Here is a 19,491-nt window from a genome sequence, read left to right as displayed (position 1 = left end):
CGTGCCGACATAGCCGGGCAGCACGGCCCCCGACTCGGCGACGACTTGTGCCTGCGCTGGCAGCATTTGGACGGGCGAAGCCGCGGCAAAGGCGGCGGAGGCGGAACTTCCTCGGGCGGAGGTGGCGGTTCTTCTATGTCGAAGACCTCCATCTTCTCGACCTTTTCCTTAACATATTTGTAGGCAAGGCCAGTCACGAACACGTAGCCCGTGATCGCGATAATGATCGCGACAACCACGGTTGCCACGATCCGACTGCCTCCTACATCACGATCTGCGTAGGCCATTCAGCAACATAACTCCTTCATTCGGCCGCGCCGTTGCCCGGCACTCTGGCATCTTATCGGCGTGGCTCGACCGGATGGCGGGGGGAACACCTGAGTCCGGCAGAGGCCGCAAGTCCTATCGCGGCGTTTTGCGTGACGCAAACGCTTTGTCGGACGCAATAAACGTATAACAGGCCGGCGACAGAAATATTTCTGTATGGTTAAGGTGTGATCGCCTACCCTCTCCGGCATGGCATTCCATATCGCTCGTTCCGCCACCCTGACGATTTCCGCCGCCTTTGCCGCGGCTTCGCCCGTCCAAATGCTGCCAGCGCAGGCACAAGTCGTCGCCGAGTCGGGGGCCGTGCTGCCCGGCTATGTCGGCACGGCTGACCTGATCCTGGAGGCGCCCGTCGTGCTGGACGCACGCATCCGCAGCGCTGCGCGGATCAAGGGCGCAGAGGCTGCCGGCGTGCCGGCGGGCCAGGCGCGCTTCTATGTCGAGGCCGATGTGCTGGCGCTGATTCGCTCGGATGCGCCCTTGCCGACGCGACTCGGCTATGTCGTCGACGTGCCGCTCGATGCGCGCGGCCGTGCGCCGAAACTGAACAAGCAGCGTGTGCTGCTGTTCGCGCGCCAGGTGGCAGGCCAGCCGACGATGCTGCAACTGCCCCGCGCCGATGCTCAGAAAGCATGGACCGCCGAACTCGATGCACTGGTCCGGCGGATCGTGCGCGAGGTAGTCGATCCAGCGGCCCCGCCCGCCGTCACCGGGCTGGGCAACGCCTTCCATGTCCCGGGCACGCTGCCGGGCGAAGGCGAGACGCAGATCTTCGTCCAGACTGCGACCGGCGCGCCGATCTCGCTTTCGATCCTGAGGCGGCCGGGCGAGCAGCGCCGCTGGGCCGTCGCGCTGGGCGAGATTGTCGACGATGCTGCCGGTCCGCCGCCACGCGATACGTTGCTGTGGTATCGGCTGGCTTGCGGCCTGCCGCGTGCGCTGCCCGCCAGCAGCCTGAGCGAGCAGGAGCCGGCAAACGCCACGCTGGCCCGCGACGATTACGCATTCGTGCTGGCGCAATTGGGGTCGTGCGCGCGGGGCGGTTGATCCAGCCGCGCTGAATGCCGAACCGGCGCCCGGCTAGTCTACCCTGGCGGGCGAGCGGCCGGTGCGGCCTGGTTCGGCTTGATGACCCCTTATCGAAGGGCTTTGCTTACTTTCCGCGCCGCTTGCGGTGCGATTCGAGGTCGAGCACTGCCGAATCGGCGCCCTCGGGCAACAGCCCCAGTCGGCGCGCGACTTCCTGATATGCCTCGACCTCTCCACCAAGATCGCGGCGGAAGCGGTCCTTGTCGAGCTTTTCGCCCGAAACCATGTCCCACAGCCGGCAGCCGTCCGGGCTGATCTCGTCCGCCAGGATGATGCGGCTGTAATCATTGTCCCAGATGCGGCCGAACTCGAGCTTGAAGTCGACCAGCCGGATGCCGATCCCCGCGAACAGGCCGGACATGAAGTCGTTCACCCGGATCGCCATGTCGGCCATGTCGTGCAGCTCTTCCTGGCTGGCCCAGCCGAAGCACAGGATGTGCTCATCGGTGACCAGCGGGTCGCCCAGCGCATCGTCCTTGTAATAATATTCGATGATCGTGCGGGGCAGTTGCGTGCCTTCTTCGATGCCCAGCTTCTTGGCCAGGCTTCCGGCGACGACGTTGCGCACCACCACTTCGATCGGCACGATCTCGACCTGGCGGATCAACTGCTCACGCATGTTGAGGCGGCGGATGAAGTGAGTCGGGATGCCGATATTGCCGAGCAGCGTGAAGATATGCTCGGAAATCCGGTTGTTCAGCACGCCCTTGCCGTTGATGGTGCCCTTCTTTTGGGCGTTGAAGGCGGTGGCGTCGTCCTTGAAATACTGGATCAGCGTGCCGGGCTCGGGACCCTCGTACAGGATCTTGGCCTTGCCCTCATAGATCTGGCGGCGACGTGCCATGGCCCCATGTCCTCCACAAACGATGCGCCCCGGCGGCACGGTCGCGCGACGCCGGGGCTTTGCGCGGCGCCTATATCGAAAGGGGCGCGCGCGCGCAACGCCGCTGGCCCGCCGGGCGGCGCCGTCTCCCACGCGAACAAAACACGTCCATTGTCACCATGGCCCTTGCGTTGCTATCGCGCGGCATGGCCACCGACCTTTCCGACCCGTTCGACACGATCGTCGACGCGCCGTTCGATAGCGCGCTGTCCGAACGGTATCTCGTCTATGCGATGTCGACGATCACGGCGCGCTCGCTGCCGGACGTGCGTGATGGCCTCAAGCCTGTTCACAGGCGCCTTCTTTGGGCGATGCGGCTGCTGCGGCTCGATCCCAGCCAGGGGTACAAGAAATGCGCGCGCGTCGTGGGCGACGTGATCGGCAAGTACCATCCGCATGGCGACCAGTCGGTCTATGACGCGATGGTGCGGTTGGCACAGACCTTTGCGCTGCGTTACCCGCTGGTCGACGGGCAGGGCAATTTCGGCAATATCGATGGCGATAACGCCGCCGCCTATCGCTATACCGAGGCGCGGCTGACTCAGGTCGCGATCGACCTGATGGAGGGGCTGGACGAGGACGCGGTCGAGTTCAAGCCGACCTATAATGGCGAGGAGCAGGAGCCCGAACTGTTCCCCGGCCTGTTTCCCAACCTTCTCGCCAATGGTGCCAGCGGCATCGCGGTCGGCATGGCGACCAGCATCCCGCCGCACAATGCAGCCGAGATCATCGACGCCGCAATCCTGCTGATCAACGAGCCGAACGCCAGCGACGAAGCAGTGCTGGAGCATGTCCGAGGTCCCGATTTCCCGACCGGGGGCATCGTCGTCGACAGCCCCGCGGCGATTCACGAATCCTATCGCACCGGACGCGGCTCTTTCCGCGTTCGCGCGAAATGGGCGCTTGAAGATCAGGGGCGCGGCACCTGGCAGATCGTGGTCAACGAGATCCCGTACGGCGTGCAGAAGGGCAAGCTGATCGAACAGATCGCGGCGCTGGTGACCGAAAAGAAGCTGCCCATCCTGGCCGATGTGCGCGACGAATCGGATGCCGAGATCCGCATCGTGCTCGAGCCTCGCTCGCGCACGGTCGATCCGGAAACGCTGATCGAGAGTCTGTTTCGCCTGTCCGACCTAGAGGTGCGGGTCCCGCTCAACTTGAACGTGCTCGATCACACGCGCACGCCGCGGGTGATGAGCCTACGCGCGGCGATCGCGGCCTGGGTCGATCACCAGTTCATCGTGCTGCGTCGGCGGTCCGAGCATCGCCTGAACAAGATCGCCGATCGGATGGAACTGATCGAAGGCTATATCATTGCCTTCCTGAACCTTGACCGTGTGATCCAGATCATCCGGACCGAGGATGAGCCCAAGCCGGTGATGATGGCCGAGTTCGAGTTGACCGACCGGCAGGCCGAGGCGATCCTCAACATGAGACTGCGCGCGCTGCGCAAGCTGGAAGAGATGGAACTGCGCAAGGAGCGTGATGCGCTGGCCAAGGAAAAGGCCGAGCTGGAGGCGCTGCTGGCGAGCGACGCACGCCAGCGCACGCGGATGAAGCGCGACCTCACCAAGATTCGCGACCGCTACGGCCCGGAAACCGCGCTGGGCGCCCGCCGCACGCTGGTGGCCGAAGCGGCGCCGGCGCGCGAAATTCCGCTGGAAGCGATGATCGAGCGCGAGCCGATCACCGTCATCCTCTCGCAACGCGGCTGGATCCGAGCGATGCGGGGCCATGTCGACCTCGCATCCGCGGAAACCCTGAAATTCAAGGAAGGCGACGGTCCATTTCTGGCGTTCCATGCCCAGACGACCGACAAGCTGCTGCTGGCGGCCGAGAATGGCCGATTCTACACGCTGGGGGGCGACAAGCTGCCCGGTGGTCGCGGCTTTGGCGAGCCGGTGCGGCTGATGATCGACCTGGATGGCGGGACTGGCATCGTCGCGCTGTTGCCCGCCGGTCGTTCGGCCAAGCTGCTGGTAGCGGCAAGTGACGGACGTGGCTTCCTGGTCAAGGCCGAGGATGTGATCGCGGAGACGCGCAAGGGCAAGCAGGTCGTGACGCCGCGGACTGGCGCGCGACTGAAGGTGGTCAAACCCGTTGCGCCCGCGCATGACTATGTCGCGGCGGTGGGTGAAAACCGCAAGCTGGTCGTGTTCCCGCTGACGGAGCTGGCGGAACTCGCGCGGGGGCAGGGCGTCCAGCTTCAGCGCTACCGCGATGGCGGTCTCAGCGATGCCACGACCTTTGTCTTCGCCGAAGGGCTGAGCTGGACGATGGGAGGCGAGCAGGGGCGGACCCGGACCGAGACCGACCTGATGCGCTGGCGCGCCGCCCGCGGCGCGGCCGGGCAGCTGCCACCCACAGGCTTTCCGCGCGACAACAAGTTCTAGGTTCGTCGCAGTGGCCGCTTTTATGGTGTCTTTAGCGGGCCGTTAACTAACAGGCTTTAGCGATCCGGGTGATGTTGCTGTCAAGGCGAGCCCGCGACAAGACCGATGCATCCGCTGCGCAGGCAGCGGATGCATCGTCGCGGATGTTCGGCCCCGCTGGGGCGGCGCAGGTTCTCAACATGCTGCCAGTGCCCGCCGCCATCGTCGAATGGCGCGACGGCGGCTTCGTTTTCGAAACGGTCAATCGCCCGTTCCGGCTGTGTGGTCTTGGCACATTGGCCGACCATTCGCCCCTGATCGCGCAGCTGGGGCCGCGCATCGTCGCCTTTCTTGAATCGCAAGGCACCGAACTGGAAATCGATTGGGAGCTGGGCGAAGCAGTCGATTGCCGGCATTTCCGAGTGCGCATGGCGCGCCGTGCGGGCGAGGCCTCGCAGGGGCGTTGCCTGATCACCCTGATCGACCAGACCGGCGAACTGCGCACGCAACGCAGCCTGCGGCGCGAGATGCTGACCGACAGCCTGACCGGGCTTCCGAACCGCCCCGGCTTTGGCGAAACGCTGGAAGGCGAGATCGAGCGCGTCGGCATGGGGCGTCATGCCGTGCTGGTGATCAATCTCGATCGATTCAGCCGGATCAATGCCTGTCTTGGCGGTCTGTCCGGCGACGAGCTGCTGATCTCGGTCGCGCGCCGCGTCAAGGGCGCGCTTCGGGCGCACGACGTGCTCGCGCGCACCGGCGGCGACGAATTCGCAATCCAACTGACGCTCGACGAAGGGCCGAGTGATGCGCTGCACGTGGCCAAGCGTATTCAGAATGCGCTCACCACGCCGTTTCGCCTGTCGGACTTCGAGATCCGCGTCGATTGCTCGATCGGCATCGCCATCGGCGACGAGGCGGTTGCCGATGCCGAGGAACTGATCCGCCACGCGCAGTTCGCGATGAAGCGCGCGAAGAAGAGCGGGCGGACGGAAGTCTATCAAACGCGGGCCTTCGACCTCGCTCGCCAGCAGTTCAGCATCGAGACGGAACTGCGTCGAGCGATCGACAATGCCGAACTGACACTCCATTTCCAGCCGATCTGCGATCTGGCGAGCGGGCGCATCATCTCGTTCGAGGCGCTGGCGCGCTGGACGAACGAACACGGTCAGCCGATCTCGCCCAACGAGTTCATCCCGGTCGCCGAGGAATCCGGCCTGATCGTGCCGCTCGGCCGCTGGGCAATGGATTGTGCGGCGCGCACGGTTGCGGAATGGGACGCGCGCGCGGGTGCCGATTGCGGCGTCAACGTCGCGATCAACCTGTCGGCGATCCAGCTGCAGCGCGACCAGATCGCGCCGATGGTCGAGGCGGCGTTGGCCGCGAACGGCGTGGAAGGCCGACGCATCACGCTTGAGCTCACCGAAAGCGCGCTGGTCACTGATCCGGACCGGATTTCGCAGACGATGCAGGCGCTAAAGAGCCTGGGCACGACGCTGGCGATGGACGATTTCGGCACCGGCTATTCCAACCTCGCCTATCTTCAAAAGCTGCCGATCGACATCCTCAAGATCGACCGCAGCTTCGTGACCGGCATGCTCGCCGACCGCGACAAGATCGCGATCGTGCGTGCGATCCTGAGTCTGGCTCAGGCGCTCGGCATGCGCACGACTGCCGAAGGGATCGAGAGCAACGACCTGGCGCAGACGCTTGCCGCGCTGGGGTGCAGCTATGGTCAGGGCTTTCTCTACGCGCGGCCGGTCCCGGCCGACGCGGCCTACGCGTTGCTGGCCGACCGCAACAGTTGAGCCACCACCGCGTCGGCGATTTCACCGGTTCGCGGTTCGTCCGGAAAGCCTTCCGCCACCCATCGGTCGCGCACCGCGTGCAGCGCCCTGGCCACTTCCGGCCCCTTGCGCAGGCCGCGTTCGATCAGGTTGCCGCCGGTGATCGACAGGACTGGCGGGCTCCAGCCCATGATGCTCGCCGCCGCCGCTGGCTGACCCGCGAGCAGCAGCCGGTCCACTGCCCGCTCCGGCGTGATGCGATAAGCGAGCGCGCGGGCATTTTCAGCCAGGTCGTCGCCGATCGCGCTGGCCAGCGCCTGCCGCTCCGCCTTGGACAGCCGCAGGCGGGCACCGATCGCATCGTTTGCCGCCGGCTCGCGCGGCAGCAGCGCCGCAAGGCGCCGGATGGCGTCTGGCGCGATGTCGGCGACAGCCTCGTCGTCCGCGAGACGGCGAAGACGCTCTACCGCCGCTACATCGATTTCCGGCAGCACGGGCTTCAGCACGTCATGATCGATCATCAGCGCCATCACGCGCACTGCATCCGTCGCGACCAGCAGCTTGACCAGCTCGTCCCGGATGCGCTCGCGCGACAGGGCCATCAGGTCATTGGCGCGCGCCACGCAGGCGGCAAGGCCATCCGGATCGGGTGTATCGCCAAAGCGCGCAAGGAAGCGGAAGAAGCGAAGGATGCGCAGGTGATCCTCGGCGATCCGCTGCAGCGGGTCGCCGATGAAGCGGATGCGACGCGCCTCAAGGTCCGCCAAGCCGCCGAAATAATCTGTTACCTCGCGCGTAATCGGGTCGGCATAGAGTGCGTTGATCGTGAAGTCGCGTCGCGCGGCATCGGCGCGCCAGTCGTCGGTGAACGCGACCCTCGCATGCCGCCCGTCGGTCGCCAGATCGCGGCGTAGCGTGGTCACCTCGACTACCGTGCCGTTCGCCACGGCCGTGATCGTGCCATGCGCGATGCCGGTCGGGATTGCCTTGATCCCGGCGGCTTCCAACAGTGCGACCACGCGCTCGGGCGGAAGCGTTGTGGCGATGTCGAGATCCGTGACCGGCAAGCCGAGCAGCGTGTCGCGCACCGCGCCCCCGACATAGCGCGCCTGCCCCGCGCCTAGCGTACTCGTCAGACGGTCAAGCCCGGGCCGTCGCTGCCACTCGGCCTGCGGAAGGATCATGCGGCCGCCATCGCCGGCCAGTCGAGCCGGCGCGACAGGTTCACCAGCATCGCCGCGGTCGCGCCCCAGATGCGGTGCCCGCCCCAGTTGATCTCATAATAGCGGCGCTCGACGCCCTGCCACTGCGCGCTGGATTCGACATGGTTGACAGGGTCGAGCACGAAGTCGAGCGGCACTTCGAACACCGCGGCGACTTCGCCCGGTTCCGGCGTGAAGGCAAGGTCGGGGGGGATGACGCCGATCACCGGGGTCACTTCGAAGCCGGTGACGGTGCGATAGCGGTCGGCGGGACCGACGATCTCGACCGCCGCGGGGTCGAGGCCGATTTCCTCGCGCGCCTCGCGCAGCGCCGCGCCGATCGGTCCGTCGTCATCTGGATCGATGCGTCCGCCCGGAAAGGCGACCTGCCCCGCGTGCCGGCGCAGTGTGTCGGTGCGGCGCGTGAGGATCAGGCCGGGCGCGCGCCGATCGGTCACGGCGACCAGCACGGCGGCCGGCATCGGCGCTTCGCCCGGGTCCAGCGTTGCATCGCGCACATCTTCGCTCAGCAGCACGGGTGCGGTGGTGCGCGGCGCATCGAGCGCGGCACGCAGTCGGGCAGCGAGCGAGGGGACTGGCCGACTCACGCAGGCGCAATCGGGAAGAACGCGCCGCGGCTCCAGATTCCCGCCGGATCGGAGCCGTTGTCGAGCGCCAGCGCCACGAGGTCGTAATAGACCGATCGCGCGATCAGCGCCTCGAGTCCATTGAGCACGGCAAGATACGGATGAGGTCCGTCGTCATGTTGATCGAACCGGATCGGGTGGTCGGGGCCAGCCGGAACCAGGTCGCCGGTGTTGAGCCGGAACGCGATGTGCGCCTGCCGGCCCTCGCCCTCCACCTTCATCTCGACGGCAACGAACGGCGCGTCTTCGACATCGATGTCCAGCTTCTCCACCGGCGTCACCAGCACGTGCCGGCCGTCCGGTTCGCGGCGCAGGATGGTCGAGAAGAGCCGTACCATTGCCGGCCGTCCGATCGGCGATCCCTGGTGATACCAGGTGCCGTCGCGCGCGATGCGCATGTCGCTGTGGCCGCAATGGGCGGGGTTCCAACTCGCCACCGGCGGCAGCTTCTGCGCCTCGGCCAGCCTGGCGATCTCGGCGAGCGAGAGGCTGGCGAGTTCGGGGGGCGGCGTCATCGGCATGGAAGCCGTTAGGCGCATTTTCGCCGCGCGGTAAAGGGCTAGCTTCTGGGGCCGACGATGCCGGGCGCATCCGGCGCGCTGCCACGGGCGAGCAGCCGGTGCGGCTCGAACGGGCCGGGCAGGCGCCACTGCCGGGTCGCCGCCGCGTCGAACCCGAACTGCGCATAATATTCCGGGTCGCCGATCAACATCAGCCCTGTGCCGCCCGGCGCAGCCTCGATCGACCGCCACATCAGCGCGCGGCCGATCCCCACATTCTGCCGTTGCGGCGCGACGGCGACCGGCCCGACCATGACCAGCGGCATGGCGGTGTCGCCATCGCGATGCAGCGCGACCGGCCAGCACTGGATGCTGCCGACCAGCTCGCCTCGCTCCAGCGCCGCGAAGCTCAGTTCCGGGACCGGTGCCATGCCCAGCCGCACACGATAGGCGGTTCGCTGATGACGATCGCTGCCGAACGCCGCGTCGAGCAGCGACTCGACCGCGTCGGCGGGAACTTGCGCAAGGGGCACCAGATCGAACAACCGCGAACCTCCGTCCGGCGAAAGCAGCTGCCGGGGGCGCGCGCCCTTAGCGCCACCAGCGCTGGACGCAAAGCTTTCTCTTGACCGGCGGAGTGGCTAAGGGCCTCGCTCCACTCTGGGGCACCGCCGTTGCAAGACCTACTCCAACTTCAAGTTCGCGATTTCGAGGTACAAGTCCTCACCGGCGTCTATTCCGAGGAGACGCACCTGCCCCAGCCGCTGCGCATCTCGATCACGGTGGACATGATCCCGCCCGCGCGGTTTGCGCCGGACACGCCGCTCAGCGCGTCGAAAAGCTATCTGGACCTCAAGCACGCGGCCAGCACTGCGCTTCCGCAGGGCGTCCACTTTACGCTGATCGAGGGCGTTGCCGATCACGTCGCCGACACGCTGTTCCTGACGGACACGCGCGTACAGCGAGTCGAGGTCGAGATCGTGAAGCTGGCCATTGCCGAAGCGGACGAGCGGATCGGCATCACGATGGTCCGCCACCGGCGCTAAAGCGGACAGCGTAAAGCTGTTCTTAACCATCCTTCGATACCCAGTGAGCGTAATTCAGGCGCGTTCAGGGGGTTTCGATGCGGCATTGGTTGATGCTTTCGGGGGCGGCGACGCTCGCCGCATGCGGTGGCAGCACCGCCCCGCAGTCGATCGGCAGTTCGGCGCCTCCCGCGGGCAGCACGCCCACGCCGACCGCGACCGACGCCTATAGCCAGTTCAGCAAGCCGGTCGACGCCAAGACCTATGTCGGCATCGGCGGTTCGCAAGTCTATGAGTATATGACCGACGAGCGTGTCGCCGCCGGTCAGCAGGCGCAGATCTATGCCGGCAATGCGGGCATGGTCCGCAACACGCCGATCTCGATCACCTATGACCCGCGCGATGCGATCTTTACCCTGACGGTCGCCGACCCCCGGTCGGGTGCCGCCGCAGGCACGCGATTCCAGGATCCGGCCAGCCGCACGGCATTCGGCGGTGCGGTCGAGCCGCAATGGGGCGTTCCCAACCTGAACGCACTGACCGGTACGTCGGCGGCATTCAACAACCCCGACATCCAGTATCTTCAGGCCGGCGACGGGGATCCGCGCTCGCCCTATGGCCGCAGCGGCACCGGCTTTATCGATCCGGGCACCAACACGCGCCCGCCGGACGGCGATCCGGGCTCGAGCTATGTGTCGACGACGCTGTTCTATGAAAAGCCGGGCAGCAAGACGAAATATGTGACCTTTGCCGGCTATGTCCGCAACTCGGTGCAGTTCGGCGTGGCGACCGTCGGCGGCGTGGCGGTCAAGACCAACACCTGGCATCTGGAACGCGGCGCGTTCGCCTATGGCGCGCAGACCGGCAACTCGGCCGTGCCGGCCAGCGGGACGGGCACGTATAACGGCTCGATGCTGGCGACGATGGTCTATAACCCTACGCTCGACACGGTGGGCGGCGAGCTCCCCAGCTATTTCCAATGGCTGACCGGTAATTCGCAGCTGGTGGTCGATTTCGGCAGCCGCAAGGTGGACCTGACGCTGAACGGTGCAGTGCTCGCGCCGCAGATCGATCGCTATACCGCGCCGACCAGCTCGTTCCTGCCGAATGGCGCGACCTTTGCGGCCGCCGCGAGCGGCCTGATCGACCTGGCGGGCAAGGGCGGTTTCGCCGGTTCGTTCGGCACCTGGACCTTCACGAGCGGCGGCAACACCTATGTCGCCAACGTCGCGGGATCGAGCTTCGACGGCGCCTTTTTCGGCCCGGCGGCTGAGGAGGTCGGCGGCGGCTTCCGGGTGGTCGGCGGCATTCCCGATCAGCGGATCGACATCCTCGGCGCGTTCACGGGCAAGAAGTGAGCACGAAGCGAGCGGCAGCCGGTGCGGCGCTGCTCGCCGCCGCCTTGCCCTGCACGGCAGCGGCGCAGACCTTTACGGGCCAGCGGCCGACGCCGCAGCCGGCAGACTTCGCGCCGGCCCTGCTCGATCGCTGCACGGCGGCGACCTGTATTGCCCGGCTCACCGCGCCGCAGCTGCTGGCCGAGGTCGAGAAGCTGGTCACCGCCGGTCGCTTTGCCGAGGCGCAGCCGATGGTCGCGGCGCTCGAGCAGGTGCCCGCACTTCGCTTCGAAGTTCGGTTCCTGTCGGGCTTCATCGCCGCGCAATTGGGCGATCATCAGCGGGCGATCGGTTATTACAAGGAGATCCTGGCGGACGATCCCAACCAGACTCGCGTGCGAGTCGAACTCGCCCGGTCGATGCTGGCAATGGGCCGGCCGCAAAGCGCCGATCGCCAGTTCCGCATGGCACAGCAAGACGCCGATCTGCCGCCGGAAGTCGCGCGCACGATCCGCACCGTACGCGACATCATCCGCCAGAACCGCGCCTGGCGGCTCGACCTCAATGTCGGCTTTGCGCCCGACACCAACATCAACAATGCGACATCGTTCGACAGCATCACCATCCTGTGGGGCGGGCTGATCCCGATCGACTTGGCACTGGACGAAAATGCGCGTGCGCGTTCCGGCCTTGGCCAGACCGCAACCATTTCAGCGGGCGTGCGCCTGCCGGTCGGTGAGGGTGTGGCGATGATCACCGATCTCGACGCGACGGGCGCAAACTATACCGGATCGCTGTACGACGATTACCAGGTGCAGCTGGCCGCCGGCGGTGAAGTCCGCCTCTCCGGCACGCTGCGCGCGACGCTTCAGGCGCTGGGCGCGCAACGCTGGTTTGCCGGCGACGTCGCCAGCCGCCAGGCAGGTGCGAAAGCCGGGCTTCAACTCGGCATCGGCGATCGCCAGCGCATCGGACTGCAGATCGACGGCCGCCGCACCGACGCGCTGTTCGACCGCGGCTATGATGGCTGGCAGCTCGGCGGCTATGCCAGCTACGAACGCGCGATCACGCGCAGCATCGTCGCCTCGGTCGGCGTGTTCGGCCGGCGCGACTGGCTGAATGTGGATGCCTATTCGAACAAGGAATATGGTGCCAGCCTGGGGCTTGGGGGCGAACTGCCGCTCGGCTTCAACGCCGGCATCAGCGGCACGGTATCGCGCGCGACCTATGACGCGCCGATGTACATGTTCGCCTGGGACCCGCGCCGGGACATGCGCTACACGGGGCGGGTGACGCTCGGTAACCGCAAGCTTGCCTGGCAGGGCTTCTCGCCCGAAGTCACGGTCGCCTACAGCCGCAACGATTCCTCGATCCGCTATTTCGCCAATGACCGCCTTCGCATGCGCATCGGCCTTGCGCGCTATTTCTAGGCGCACCGCGTCGCGGTGAAGTCTTGAACGGAAAGCCGCCCGGGGCCATAGGGCCGGGCAACTTCCCGGAGGCAATCATGAAGCTGCGCATCGTCGTCACTCTCAAGAACGGCGTGCTCGACCCGCAGGGCAAGGCGATCGAGCATGCGCTCGGTTCGCTGGGCTTTTCGGGCGTGGGCGAGGCCCGCGTCGGCAAGCTGATCGAGGTGGACGTTGCCGATGGCACCAGCGATGCCGATATCGACGCCATGTGCCAAAAGCTGCTCGCGAACACGGTCATCGAGAATTACCGGGTCGAGAAGCAATGAAGTCCGCGGTCATCGTCTTCCCCGGATCGAATTGCGACCGCGACCTGGCGGTGGCGATCGAAAGCGTGACCGGGACCAAGCCCGACATGGTGTGGCATGGCGAGACCGAGTTGCCGCAGGGCGTCGGCCTGATCGCCGTGCCGGGCGGCTTTTCCTATGGCGACTATCTGCGCTGCGGCGCGATCGCGGCCCGATCGCCGATCGTGCGGGCGGTGGTCAATGCGGCGGGGCGGGGCACGCCGGTGATCGGCATCTGCAACGGCTTTCAGATCCTCACTGAAACCGGCCTGCTGCCCGGCGCGCTGATGCGCAACGAGGGCCTTGATTTCGTGTGCCGCGACGTCGAGCTGACGGTCGAGAATAGTCAGTCGATCTTCACCAGCCGTTATGCTGCGGGTGAGACGATCACGATTCCCGTGGCGCATCATGACGGCAATTACTTCGCGGATGCGCAGACGCTGGACCAGTTGGAAGGCGAGGGGCGGATAGCCTTCCGCTATGCCGGCGCGGTCAATGGCAGCGCCAGGTCGATCGCCGGCATCGTCAACGCCGGCGGCAATGTGCTGGGCATGATGCCGCACCCCGAACGCAAGATCGAAGCCGCGCATGGCGGCAGCGACGGTCGGCGCCTGTTCGAAGGGCTGCTCGAAGCGGTGGCATGATGGCCAACGCCGCGCCGATCGTCTGCGACACTTGTCCCGTCGCCGATCGTGCGGTCTGCGCCGCGCTCACGCCCGATGATCGGGGCGAGCTGGCCCGGATGGGTCATCACCGCCGTTATGCGCGCGGGGAGACGATCGTGGCGGCCGGCGACGCGTCCACCGTCTGCGCGACGCTGACGCGTGGTGCCGCCAAGATGTCGACCATCGACCGCGACGGCACCGAGCGGATTGTCGCGCTGGTCCACCCGGCCGGAATGCTGGGCCAGCTGTTCGCGCCCGCCGCGACGCTCACCGTCACCGCGCTGACCGACAGCGAAGCCTGCATCTTTCCCCGCAGCCGGTTCGAGGCGCTGAGCGACGCCCGCCCGGCGCTCGCCAAACGCCTGCTGGTCGAGGTCGGCCGCGAACTGGACGAGAGCCGCGGCCTGATCGACCTGATCTCGAAGCGCCAGGCCAAGGGTCGCGTCGCGGCGCTGATCCTTGCCTTCGCCCGGGCGGCGAGCCCCGCGCCCTGCCACGACGAGGCGGCGTTCGACCTGCCGCTGACACGAGGCGAGATGGCGCAGCTGCTCGGCCTGACGATCGAGACGGTCAGCCGGACCTTGACCGCGCTGGAAGGCGGCGGCGCGATCCGGCGCGAAGGGAGCCACGGCATCGCGATCCTCGACCGGGCTGCCCTCGACGCGCTCGCCGGCTGAGCGTCGTCAGACCAGTCGGCTGACCACCAGCAGGAACAGGCCCCAGCCGATCAGCACTGCCGGCATGATCAACACCTGGACCATCACGCCCTGCGCGCTCTGCCACCCCGTTTCGCAGGCAAAGCCTTCGTGCATGAACTCGGCCCACTCGGGCTTGCGGCCGCCCTCGTCGGGAACGACCCATGCCCACCAGGCCGGAACGATGTAAGCACCGGCGAGGAAGATCGCGAAGATCGCGAACGGGATCGCCAGCTGCTTCTCGCCGAATGCTGCCCACATCAGCCCCAGATAGGCAAAGAAACCCGCGAACAGGCCGACATGCAGCATTGGATGCAGGTCGAAGACATGTTCGGCGCGATTCCTGCGCAGCGGCTGGGCGATCGGCTGGGCGTTGGCGAAGGCGGTAGCGTGGATCGGCATGTTCATCGGTCGTCTCCTTCAATGGAGCGACGATGCGCGCCTTTGCTCGGCCGCGCTTTGCGATCCGTCAAACCCGCGTGCGGAACGGCGTGAAATCCGTGCCTTCATCGAACACGTCCACGCCCTCGCGCCGCTTCAGCCAGCCGACCACGGCATAGGTCACCGGCGTCAGCAGCGCTTCCCAGCTGACCTTCAGCACCCATTGCGTGATCAGCACCTTGAGCACCAGGTCGTTGGTCCAGCCGGCTGCGCCCCAGAAGGCGAGCGGATAGAAGATCAGGCTGTCGATCCCTTGGCCCGCAAAGGTCGAGCCGATGGTCCGTGCCCACAGATGCCTGCCGTTCGTCATCAGCTTCATCTTGGCGAGCACGAAGGAGTTGACGAACTCGCCCGCCCAGAAGGCGACGACCGATGCCAGCACGATGCGCGGGACCTGGCCGAAGATCGTCTCGTATGCCGCCTGGTTCGTCCAATCCGGCGCCGGCGGCAACGCCACCACGACCCATGCCATGAACGCCATGAACAGCGTGGCGACGAACCCGGCCCAGATGACCCTGCGCGCGCGGGCATAGCCATACACCTCGGTCAGCACGTCGCCGATGACATAGGACAGGGGGAAGAACAGGATGCCCGCGCCGAACGGCCACCAAATGCCGTGCTCGAGCGGCCAGATGCCGATGCCAGGCAGCCAGATCTGCGCGACCTTGCCCGCGCCCAGCACGTTTGAAAGCAGCAGGATCGCGACGAAGGCCGCCATGACGAAATCGAAATAGCGCAACTCGCGCGCCGCCAGGCTGTCCGCGGTCACGGCGGCCGGCCGCGCGGTGTCGGTCATCGTCCATCCCCCTGTGGCGATACGCGGGCCCGACTATGATCGCGGTTTCGCGGCCGCGCAATCCGCGCTAACGCATCCCCGCGCGCGCCCGTAGCTCAGTTGGATAGAGCACGAGCCTTCTAAGCTTGGGGCCGCAGGTTCGAATCCTGCCGGGCGCGCCAATAGTTTGCTTCTAAATGATTGCTATCAAACCAATAAATTGAAGCAACCGTGATCCTGTTACCCCGTTTGTTACCACACTATGTTGCGATTGTGGGCGAGCGTAGGCGGCCATCCGCGACCTTGATGACGATCGTCTAACCGTTAGTGGTCGCGGCCAGCGAGAAAGCTGCAAGTCCGCAATGCGCCCTATAAGCGGCCGTCCGCGCTCGCGAACTCAAGTCTGAAAGCTGCCGCTTCAACCCAGTTCTGGGCCCTCCCGTGCGGGCGTGCCTACCTCCGATTCACCATATCAACACGATCGAGCGCTTGACTTAAAGTCTACATAGGTAGAGTTAATTGCAATGTCTCGCACACGCGCGCTCTCACCTCACGCAAGGGTCATACTTGCCGCACTTCTCCATGCAGGGGGGAGGTGGTCCCACGGTTATGAACTCGCACGGCTTGCCGACGTGAAATCCGGCACGCTTTATCCGCTCCTGATCCGGCTTGAGAGCCAAGGCTATCTTGAGGCGGAGTGGCAACAGCCGGCGGAGGGCGGGCGACCGCCGCGGCATGCCTACCGCCTTACCGCAAGCGGTGTGCAGCTCGCCCTTGCCAATCCTCCTGGTCAAGCCGCCGCCAGCGCTTCTCCGCGCCGCGAGGCAACCACATGAGCGGCGGCATTCGCCGTCACCTGGCTGACCTTGCCTGCCGGGCTTTGCTCGCCATCCTGCCGCGTCCGCTGCGCTCATGGGGGTGGGCGGTTCGCTCGGAAACCGCGGACATCGTGGATGATACTAAGGCGCTTCTGTTCGCAGTGGACAGTTTGCGGGGCCTGATCCCACGCGCAGTGGCCGCCCGTATGTCGAACCTGCTTGCGCCACTGAATGACCATCGCTCGCCCGCTTTGGGAGGATCTGCTACAATGAATGTCTTGACGGGCACTATGCGCCGGCCCCGAGCACTGGGTCTCGCGTGCGCGATTGGCGCAGTTCTTCTCGGCCTTAGCTATATGGCAGCGGCCGGTGCGCCTGCGCATTACCTCGCGATCAATGGCGGTGCCCTGCTTGTCGGGATCGCGCTCCTGCTGATCGGTAGCATTGCCGCACGATCAGGCGCGAACGGAGCAGGGCGGCTCATCATGGCGATCGCCTGCGCGCTGCTCGCCACCACATGGTTGGGCTATAGCGCGGAAGGCGCGACCCGCTGGATTAAGCTCGCGGGCGTTACGCTCCAACCTAGCTTGATCCTGCTGCCCGTCGCCGTTGTCATCTTCGCTCGCTACCGTGGGCGCCTGGCGACGATAGGCATGATCTTGACGTCCGCAGCGCTTGCACTCCAGCCAGATCGAGCAATGGCAGGAATGCTGGTCGCGGGCCTGGCGGTACTGGCAATTGTTCGCGTCGACAGGGCGGTTCTGACAGCGCTTGCCGCGAGCATGCTTAGCTTCGCCGTGACGCTCGTTCGCGCAGACGACCTAGGAGCCTCGCTCTATGTCGACCAGATCTTGTTCTCGTCCTTCGATGTGCACGCGCTCGCTGGCATGGCCGTCCTGACAGGCGCTTTCTTGCTTCTCATCCCGGCGATCCTGGGCGGTCTCTACGACGAGGCAAATCGCGACATCTATCTGGCATTCGGCGCCATTTGGCTTGCGGCTATCATAGCAGCAGCGCTCGGCAACTATCCGACCCCGCTCGTCGGATATGGAGGCAGTGCGATCATCGGCTATGTGCTCAGCCTCGCAGCACTGCCATTGATCCATGCGGCAAACACCATCACGCAGCCCGGTGCTGGGGAAGGTAGTGATGCTTCCAGCGAAAACCCGAGCTTTCACCTTAAATTGGCGTGAGAGGACTAGCGCGCTTGGCTACACTGGCCGTCTGCAAGCTCGACGGCGTTGCGCGATAGCACTGGAACCAAGATGATCAGAACTGCCATGGTCTTGTTCACCGCCCTTTTGTTCACGCTTGGATCGTTGATAGTCCATCCGCACACGGACGAGCGGGCGATGTACGGCTCGGAGGGACCTTGGGAGCTCAATTGGAAGCCGCGCGCCGTCGCGGGCTGGCCCGCGCCGTATATTGCTGACAGCCCCAGCACCTCAGTTCCGTACAAGATCGGCGTTGAGGATGAGTTCAGGGCAGGACCGTTCCTGGCGACGTGGAGCTTCACGCCCGGCCCACCCGTGAGAACGAGGCGGCCTTGCTCCAGGCGATAACCGGTTGCAGCGGACATCGCTTGCGCCAGTGCTGCATCTTCGGCGGCGTCCTCTGGCGAGCAGCCCATTGCTGTCGGGATGATCGGTCCCTTAATGATGATACGGCCGGGCGCCGGGACGCTGAAGGTCGTACCCATGCCGTTGCAATCAGCATGCCCGCCGATTGATCCGCGCGAGATCGTCAAGGTCGCAGGCCTTCGCTCGGTAACGACCGGGCGACCTGCGATGCTTTCGACGAGCCAGCGGCCCGCGAGGTCAGGATTGGGTTCGACCGGTCGCTTGAGCGATGCACGCGTGCCATCGCGACCAGTGAGGATCTGCGTCTCCTCGTCAGGCTGCTGCCACGCCGCTGCCTGATCAAGAAGCTGGCAAGCCGCCGCTCGCTGGCTGCCGCCGCTGCTCGGGCGGGCGGGCCGGCGGCTGCGCACTTGCCGATGCGGATTGTCTCCAGACGCGTTATCGTCAGCCGCGCGCCGCTGAGCTGATAGAAGGCGGGGTAGCCACCTCCGCACCCGGCAGAGTGGTTGAGAAAGCCGCCTGCGCTGAAGTCGATCCAGGCCTTGTGGACGGTGAAGTCGTCAGTTCCGACCCGCTGGACTCGCCACTGGCCACCGAGCGGATCGATGCGGCGCAGATAGGTGCCGTTGTCCTCCGCATTTTCGTCCGCCGTCGAGATGGGCTGGGGTGTCGCCGGCGCCGCCGAGGGCGAATTAGCCGGTGCGGTACAGGACGCAGCCACCGCTATTGCGGCCGCAACCAGCGACGAACGCAGGAAGATCGCAAGCTGCCGTGAACCCTCTCGGCGGCGCTGGATGTGCGACATTCGAGATGGCAACGAGTCAGGGGTCCATGCGACATGGCGGCCCTTCCGGAACATCGTTAGCGTCAGGAGATGGCATACGTGGCCAAGGCTTTGGTGCGAAGAGCGCGCTCGCGACGATTGCATCGACCTGCTCACAAGCTGGTGCTCCAACGCAGTAGGCAACGATGTTGGCATGTGCGGGCGCGCCATGGCAACGGGTGCCTCGGCTAGCGGCCGGTCGGCAACGCGCCCTAAAATCGGCCGTTCCGAGTCGACTCGACCGATCCCGAAAGCTGCCATTGCTCCAGGGTGGGTTCGGACGGCCAACTTTTGGGGCTCAGTCGATCGGCAGGTTATGAAAATGCGACCGAAATGGACGCATCGACAGCTTGCCGCTGCGTGCAACTTGAAACTTATCTCATATCACTTAACTGTGTTCCCCGGTCGAGGCGAACCAGCCCGCCGGGATGCCGGGGGAGGTTCTGAATGCTAATCCTTCACGTGTCGGACATCCACTTCAGGGCACCGCAATGCCTGAAGCCGGAGACCGATCCGGACGTTCCGATCCGGACGAGGATGATGCAAGATCTCGAGGCCCAGGTCGCGAAGCTCGGCAAGGTTGGTGCAATCCTGATAGGCGGCGACGTCGCGTTCAAGGCCGCGCCCGAGGAATACGAGACTTGACGTGACCCCCGCCTTTCATCCAGCGGCAACCAGAGACCGACCGGTGTTGTCGCGCATGAGCGCAGGTGAAGCAACGGGCGGGGTTAACCCCGCCCGTTGCTGTTCAAGTTCGGCGGCGAACGCC

At 65.8% G+C, this 19,491-nt stretch carries 21 protein-coding genes, 1 tRNA gene and 1 pseudogene; 13 read left to right on the top strand and 10 right to left on the bottom strand.

Going from position 1 to position 19,491, the window contains the following annotated elements; all coding sequences use genetic code 11:
* Positions 1-287 (bottom strand): annotated as a pseudogene (locus tag BFL28_RS21305) (hypothetical protein); the annotation flags it as partial.
* Between the two features lie 229 nt (positions 288-516).
* On the opposite strand from BFL28_RS21305, the gene BFL28_RS14175 reads away from it, so the two are divergent.
* Complete coding sequence (locus BFL28_RS14175) at positions 517-1,374, top strand: hypothetical protein (RefSeq protein WP_079247173.1); 858 nt, start codon at positions 517-519, stop codon at positions 1,372-1,374.
* Positions 1,375-1,480: 106 nt separating this feature from the next.
* On the opposite strand, the gene purC is transcribed toward BFL28_RS14175, so the two are convergent.
* Positions 1,481-2,260: a phosphoribosylaminoimidazolesuccinocarboxamide synthase gene (purC, locus tag BFL28_RS14170; protein WP_069321204.1), complete on the bottom strand. Its 780-nt coding sequence runs from the start codon at positions 2,258-2,260 to the stop codon at positions 1,481-1,483.
* Positions 2,261-2,445: 185 nt separating this feature from the next.
* Between purC and parC the strand changes: the two genes are divergently transcribed.
* Both parC and BFL28_RS14160 read left to right on the top strand, forming a co-directional pair.
* The gene (gene parC, locus BFL28_RS14165) at positions 2,446-4,692 is read left to right on the top strand and encodes a DNA topoisomerase IV subunit A (RefSeq protein ID WP_069321206.1); all 2,247 of its coding nucleotides are present in this window, start codon (positions 2,446-2,448) and stop codon (positions 4,690-4,692) included.
* Between the two features lie 143 nt (positions 4,693-4,835).
* On the top strand, positions 4,836-6,479 hold the full coding sequence (locus tag BFL28_RS14160) for a putative bifunctional diguanylate cyclase/phosphodiesterase (protein WP_079247175.1): 1,644 nt from the start codon (positions 4,836-4,838) through the stop codon (positions 6,477-6,479).
* On the opposite strand, the gene BFL28_RS14155 is transcribed toward BFL28_RS14160, so the two are convergent.
* From BFL28_RS14155 to BFL28_RS14140, 4 genes are read right to left on the bottom strand one after another with little or no spacing between them, the layout of a single operon-like run.
* The gene (locus BFL28_RS14155; protein ID WP_069321202.1) at positions 6,449-7,642 is read right to left on the bottom strand and encodes a CCA tRNA nucleotidyltransferase; all 1,194 of its coding nucleotides are present in this window, start codon (positions 7,640-7,642) and stop codon (positions 6,449-6,451) included. The genes BFL28_RS14160 and BFL28_RS14155 overlap by 31 nt on opposite strands.
* Positions 7,639-8,268 carry a CoA pyrophosphatase gene (locus BFL28_RS14150; protein WP_420911767.1) on the bottom strand — a complete coding sequence of 210 codons (630 nt, stop codon included), beginning with the start codon at positions 8,266-8,268 and terminating at the stop codon, positions 7,639-7,641. Before BFL28_RS14150 ends, BFL28_RS14155 begins: the two co-directional genes overlap by 4 nt.
* Positions 8,265-8,828 (bottom strand): DUF1285 domain-containing protein, encoded by a 564-nt coding sequence (locus tag BFL28_RS14145; protein WP_069321201.1) that lies wholly within the window; start codon positions 8,826-8,828, stop codon positions 8,265-8,267. The genes BFL28_RS14150 and BFL28_RS14145 overlap by 4 nt, the downstream gene beginning before the upstream one ends.
* Positions 8,829-8,866: 38 nt before the next feature.
* The gene (locus BFL28_RS14140; RefSeq protein ID WP_069321200.1) at positions 8,867-9,352 is read right to left on the bottom strand and encodes a GNAT family N-acetyltransferase; all 486 of its coding nucleotides are present in this window, start codon (positions 9,350-9,352) and stop codon (positions 8,867-8,869) included.
* Positions 9,353-9,481: 129 nt separating this feature from the next.
* On the opposite strand from BFL28_RS14140, the gene BFL28_RS14135 reads away from it, so the two are divergent.
* The 6 genes from BFL28_RS14135 (at position 9,482) to BFL28_RS14110 (ending at position 14,267) form a co-directional block, all read left to right on the top strand.
* Positions 9,482-9,853 (top strand): dihydroneopterin aldolase, encoded by a 372-nt coding sequence (locus tag BFL28_RS14135; RefSeq protein WP_069321199.1) that lies wholly within the window; start codon positions 9,482-9,484, stop codon positions 9,851-9,853.
* Between the two features lie 77 nt (positions 9,854-9,930).
* Positions 9,931-11,190, top strand: coding sequence for a transferrin-binding protein-like solute binding protein (locus BFL28_RS14130; protein ID WP_069321198.1), 1,260 nt, complete (start codon positions 9,931-9,933; stop codon positions 11,188-11,190).
* Entirely contained in the window at positions 11,187-12,599 is a 1,413-nt protein-coding gene (locus BFL28_RS14125) for a surface lipoprotein assembly modifier (RefSeq protein ID WP_069321197.1), read from the top strand. Before BFL28_RS14130 ends, BFL28_RS14125 begins: the two co-directional genes overlap by 4 nt.
* A 77-nt stretch (positions 12,600-12,676) precedes the next feature.
* Positions 12,677-12,907, top strand: coding sequence for a phosphoribosylformylglycinamidine synthase subunit PurS (purS, locus tag BFL28_RS14120; protein WP_069321196.1), 231 nt, complete (start codon positions 12,677-12,679; stop codon positions 12,905-12,907).
* Positions 12,904-13,569, top strand: coding sequence for a phosphoribosylformylglycinamidine synthase subunit PurQ (gene purQ, locus BFL28_RS14115; RefSeq protein WP_069321195.1), 666 nt, complete (start codon positions 12,904-12,906; stop codon positions 13,567-13,569). Before purS ends, purQ begins: the two co-directional genes overlap by 4 nt.
* Positions 13,569-14,267: a Crp/Fnr family transcriptional regulator gene (locus BFL28_RS14110; RefSeq protein WP_069321194.1), complete on the top strand. Its 699-nt coding sequence runs from the start codon at positions 13,569-13,571 to the stop codon at positions 14,265-14,267. The genes purQ and BFL28_RS14110 overlap by 1 nt, the downstream gene beginning before the upstream one ends.
* A gap of 6 nt (positions 14,268-14,273) precedes the next feature.
* Here the strand turns inward: BFL28_RS14110 and BFL28_RS14105 are convergent, their stop codons facing one another.
* Entirely contained in the window at positions 14,274-14,693 is a 420-nt protein-coding gene (locus tag BFL28_RS14105; protein ID WP_069321193.1) for a hypothetical protein, read from the bottom strand.
* 61 nt (positions 14,694-14,754) lie between these two features.
* Positions 14,755-15,522 carry a queuosine precursor transporter gene (locus tag BFL28_RS14100; protein ID WP_069321192.1) on the bottom strand — a complete coding sequence of 256 codons (768 nt, stop codon included), beginning with the start codon at positions 15,520-15,522 and terminating at the stop codon, positions 14,755-14,757.
* Positions 15,523-15,606: 84 nt separating this feature from the next.
* Between BFL28_RS14100 and BFL28_RS14095 the strand changes: the two genes are divergently transcribed.
* The 3 genes from BFL28_RS14095 to BFL28_RS14090 all read left to right on the top strand — a co-directional run bounded on the left by BFL28_RS14095 (position 15,607) and on the right by BFL28_RS14090 (position 17,512).
* Positions 15,607-15,683 (top strand) — tRNA-Arg (locus tag BFL28_RS14095).
* Between the two features lie 342 nt (positions 15,684-16,025).
* Positions 16,026-16,337 carry a PadR family transcriptional regulator gene (locus BFL28_RS20260; protein ID WP_079247172.1) on the top strand — a complete coding sequence of 104 codons (312 nt, stop codon included), beginning with the start codon at positions 16,026-16,028 and terminating at the stop codon, positions 16,335-16,337.
* On the top strand, positions 16,334-17,512 hold the full coding sequence (locus BFL28_RS14090; RefSeq protein WP_193790888.1) for a putative peptidoglycan glycosyltransferase FtsW/RodA: 1,179 nt from the start codon (positions 16,334-16,336) through the stop codon (positions 17,510-17,512). The genes BFL28_RS20260 and BFL28_RS14090 overlap by 4 nt, the downstream gene beginning before the upstream one ends.
* A 5-nt stretch (positions 17,513-17,517) precedes the next feature.
* Here the strand turns inward: BFL28_RS14090 and BFL28_RS20255 are convergent, their stop codons facing one another.
* Both BFL28_RS20255 and BFL28_RS21570 read right to left on the bottom strand, forming a co-directional pair.
* Positions 17,518-18,108 carry an META domain-containing protein gene (locus BFL28_RS20255; RefSeq protein WP_241527342.1) on the bottom strand — a complete coding sequence of 197 codons (591 nt, stop codon included), beginning with the start codon at positions 18,106-18,108 and terminating at the stop codon, positions 17,518-17,520.
* Positions 18,063-18,704: a hypothetical protein gene (locus tag BFL28_RS21570; protein WP_069321189.1), complete on the bottom strand. Its 642-nt coding sequence runs from the start codon at positions 18,702-18,704 to the stop codon at positions 18,063-18,065. Before BFL28_RS21570 ends, BFL28_RS20255 begins: the two co-directional genes overlap by 46 nt.
* A 465-nt stretch (positions 18,705-19,169) precedes the next feature.
* Here BFL28_RS21570 and BFL28_RS14075 point away from each other — a divergent pair, with 465 nt between their 5' ends.
* Entirely contained in the window at positions 19,170-19,367 is a 198-nt protein-coding gene (locus BFL28_RS14075) for a hypothetical protein (RefSeq protein ID WP_069321188.1), read from the top strand.
* Positions 19,368-19,491 lie beyond the last annotated feature (124 nt).

It is taken from the genome of Sphingomonas turrisvirgatae, assembly GCF_001721295.1.
GTDB lineage: Bacteria > Pseudomonadota > Alphaproteobacteria > Sphingomonadales > Sphingomonadaceae > Sphingomonas > Sphingomonas turrisvirgatae.
The sequence above is the reverse complement of the archived record's forward strand: the minus strand, read 5'-3'. Positions and strand labels throughout refer to the sequence as shown.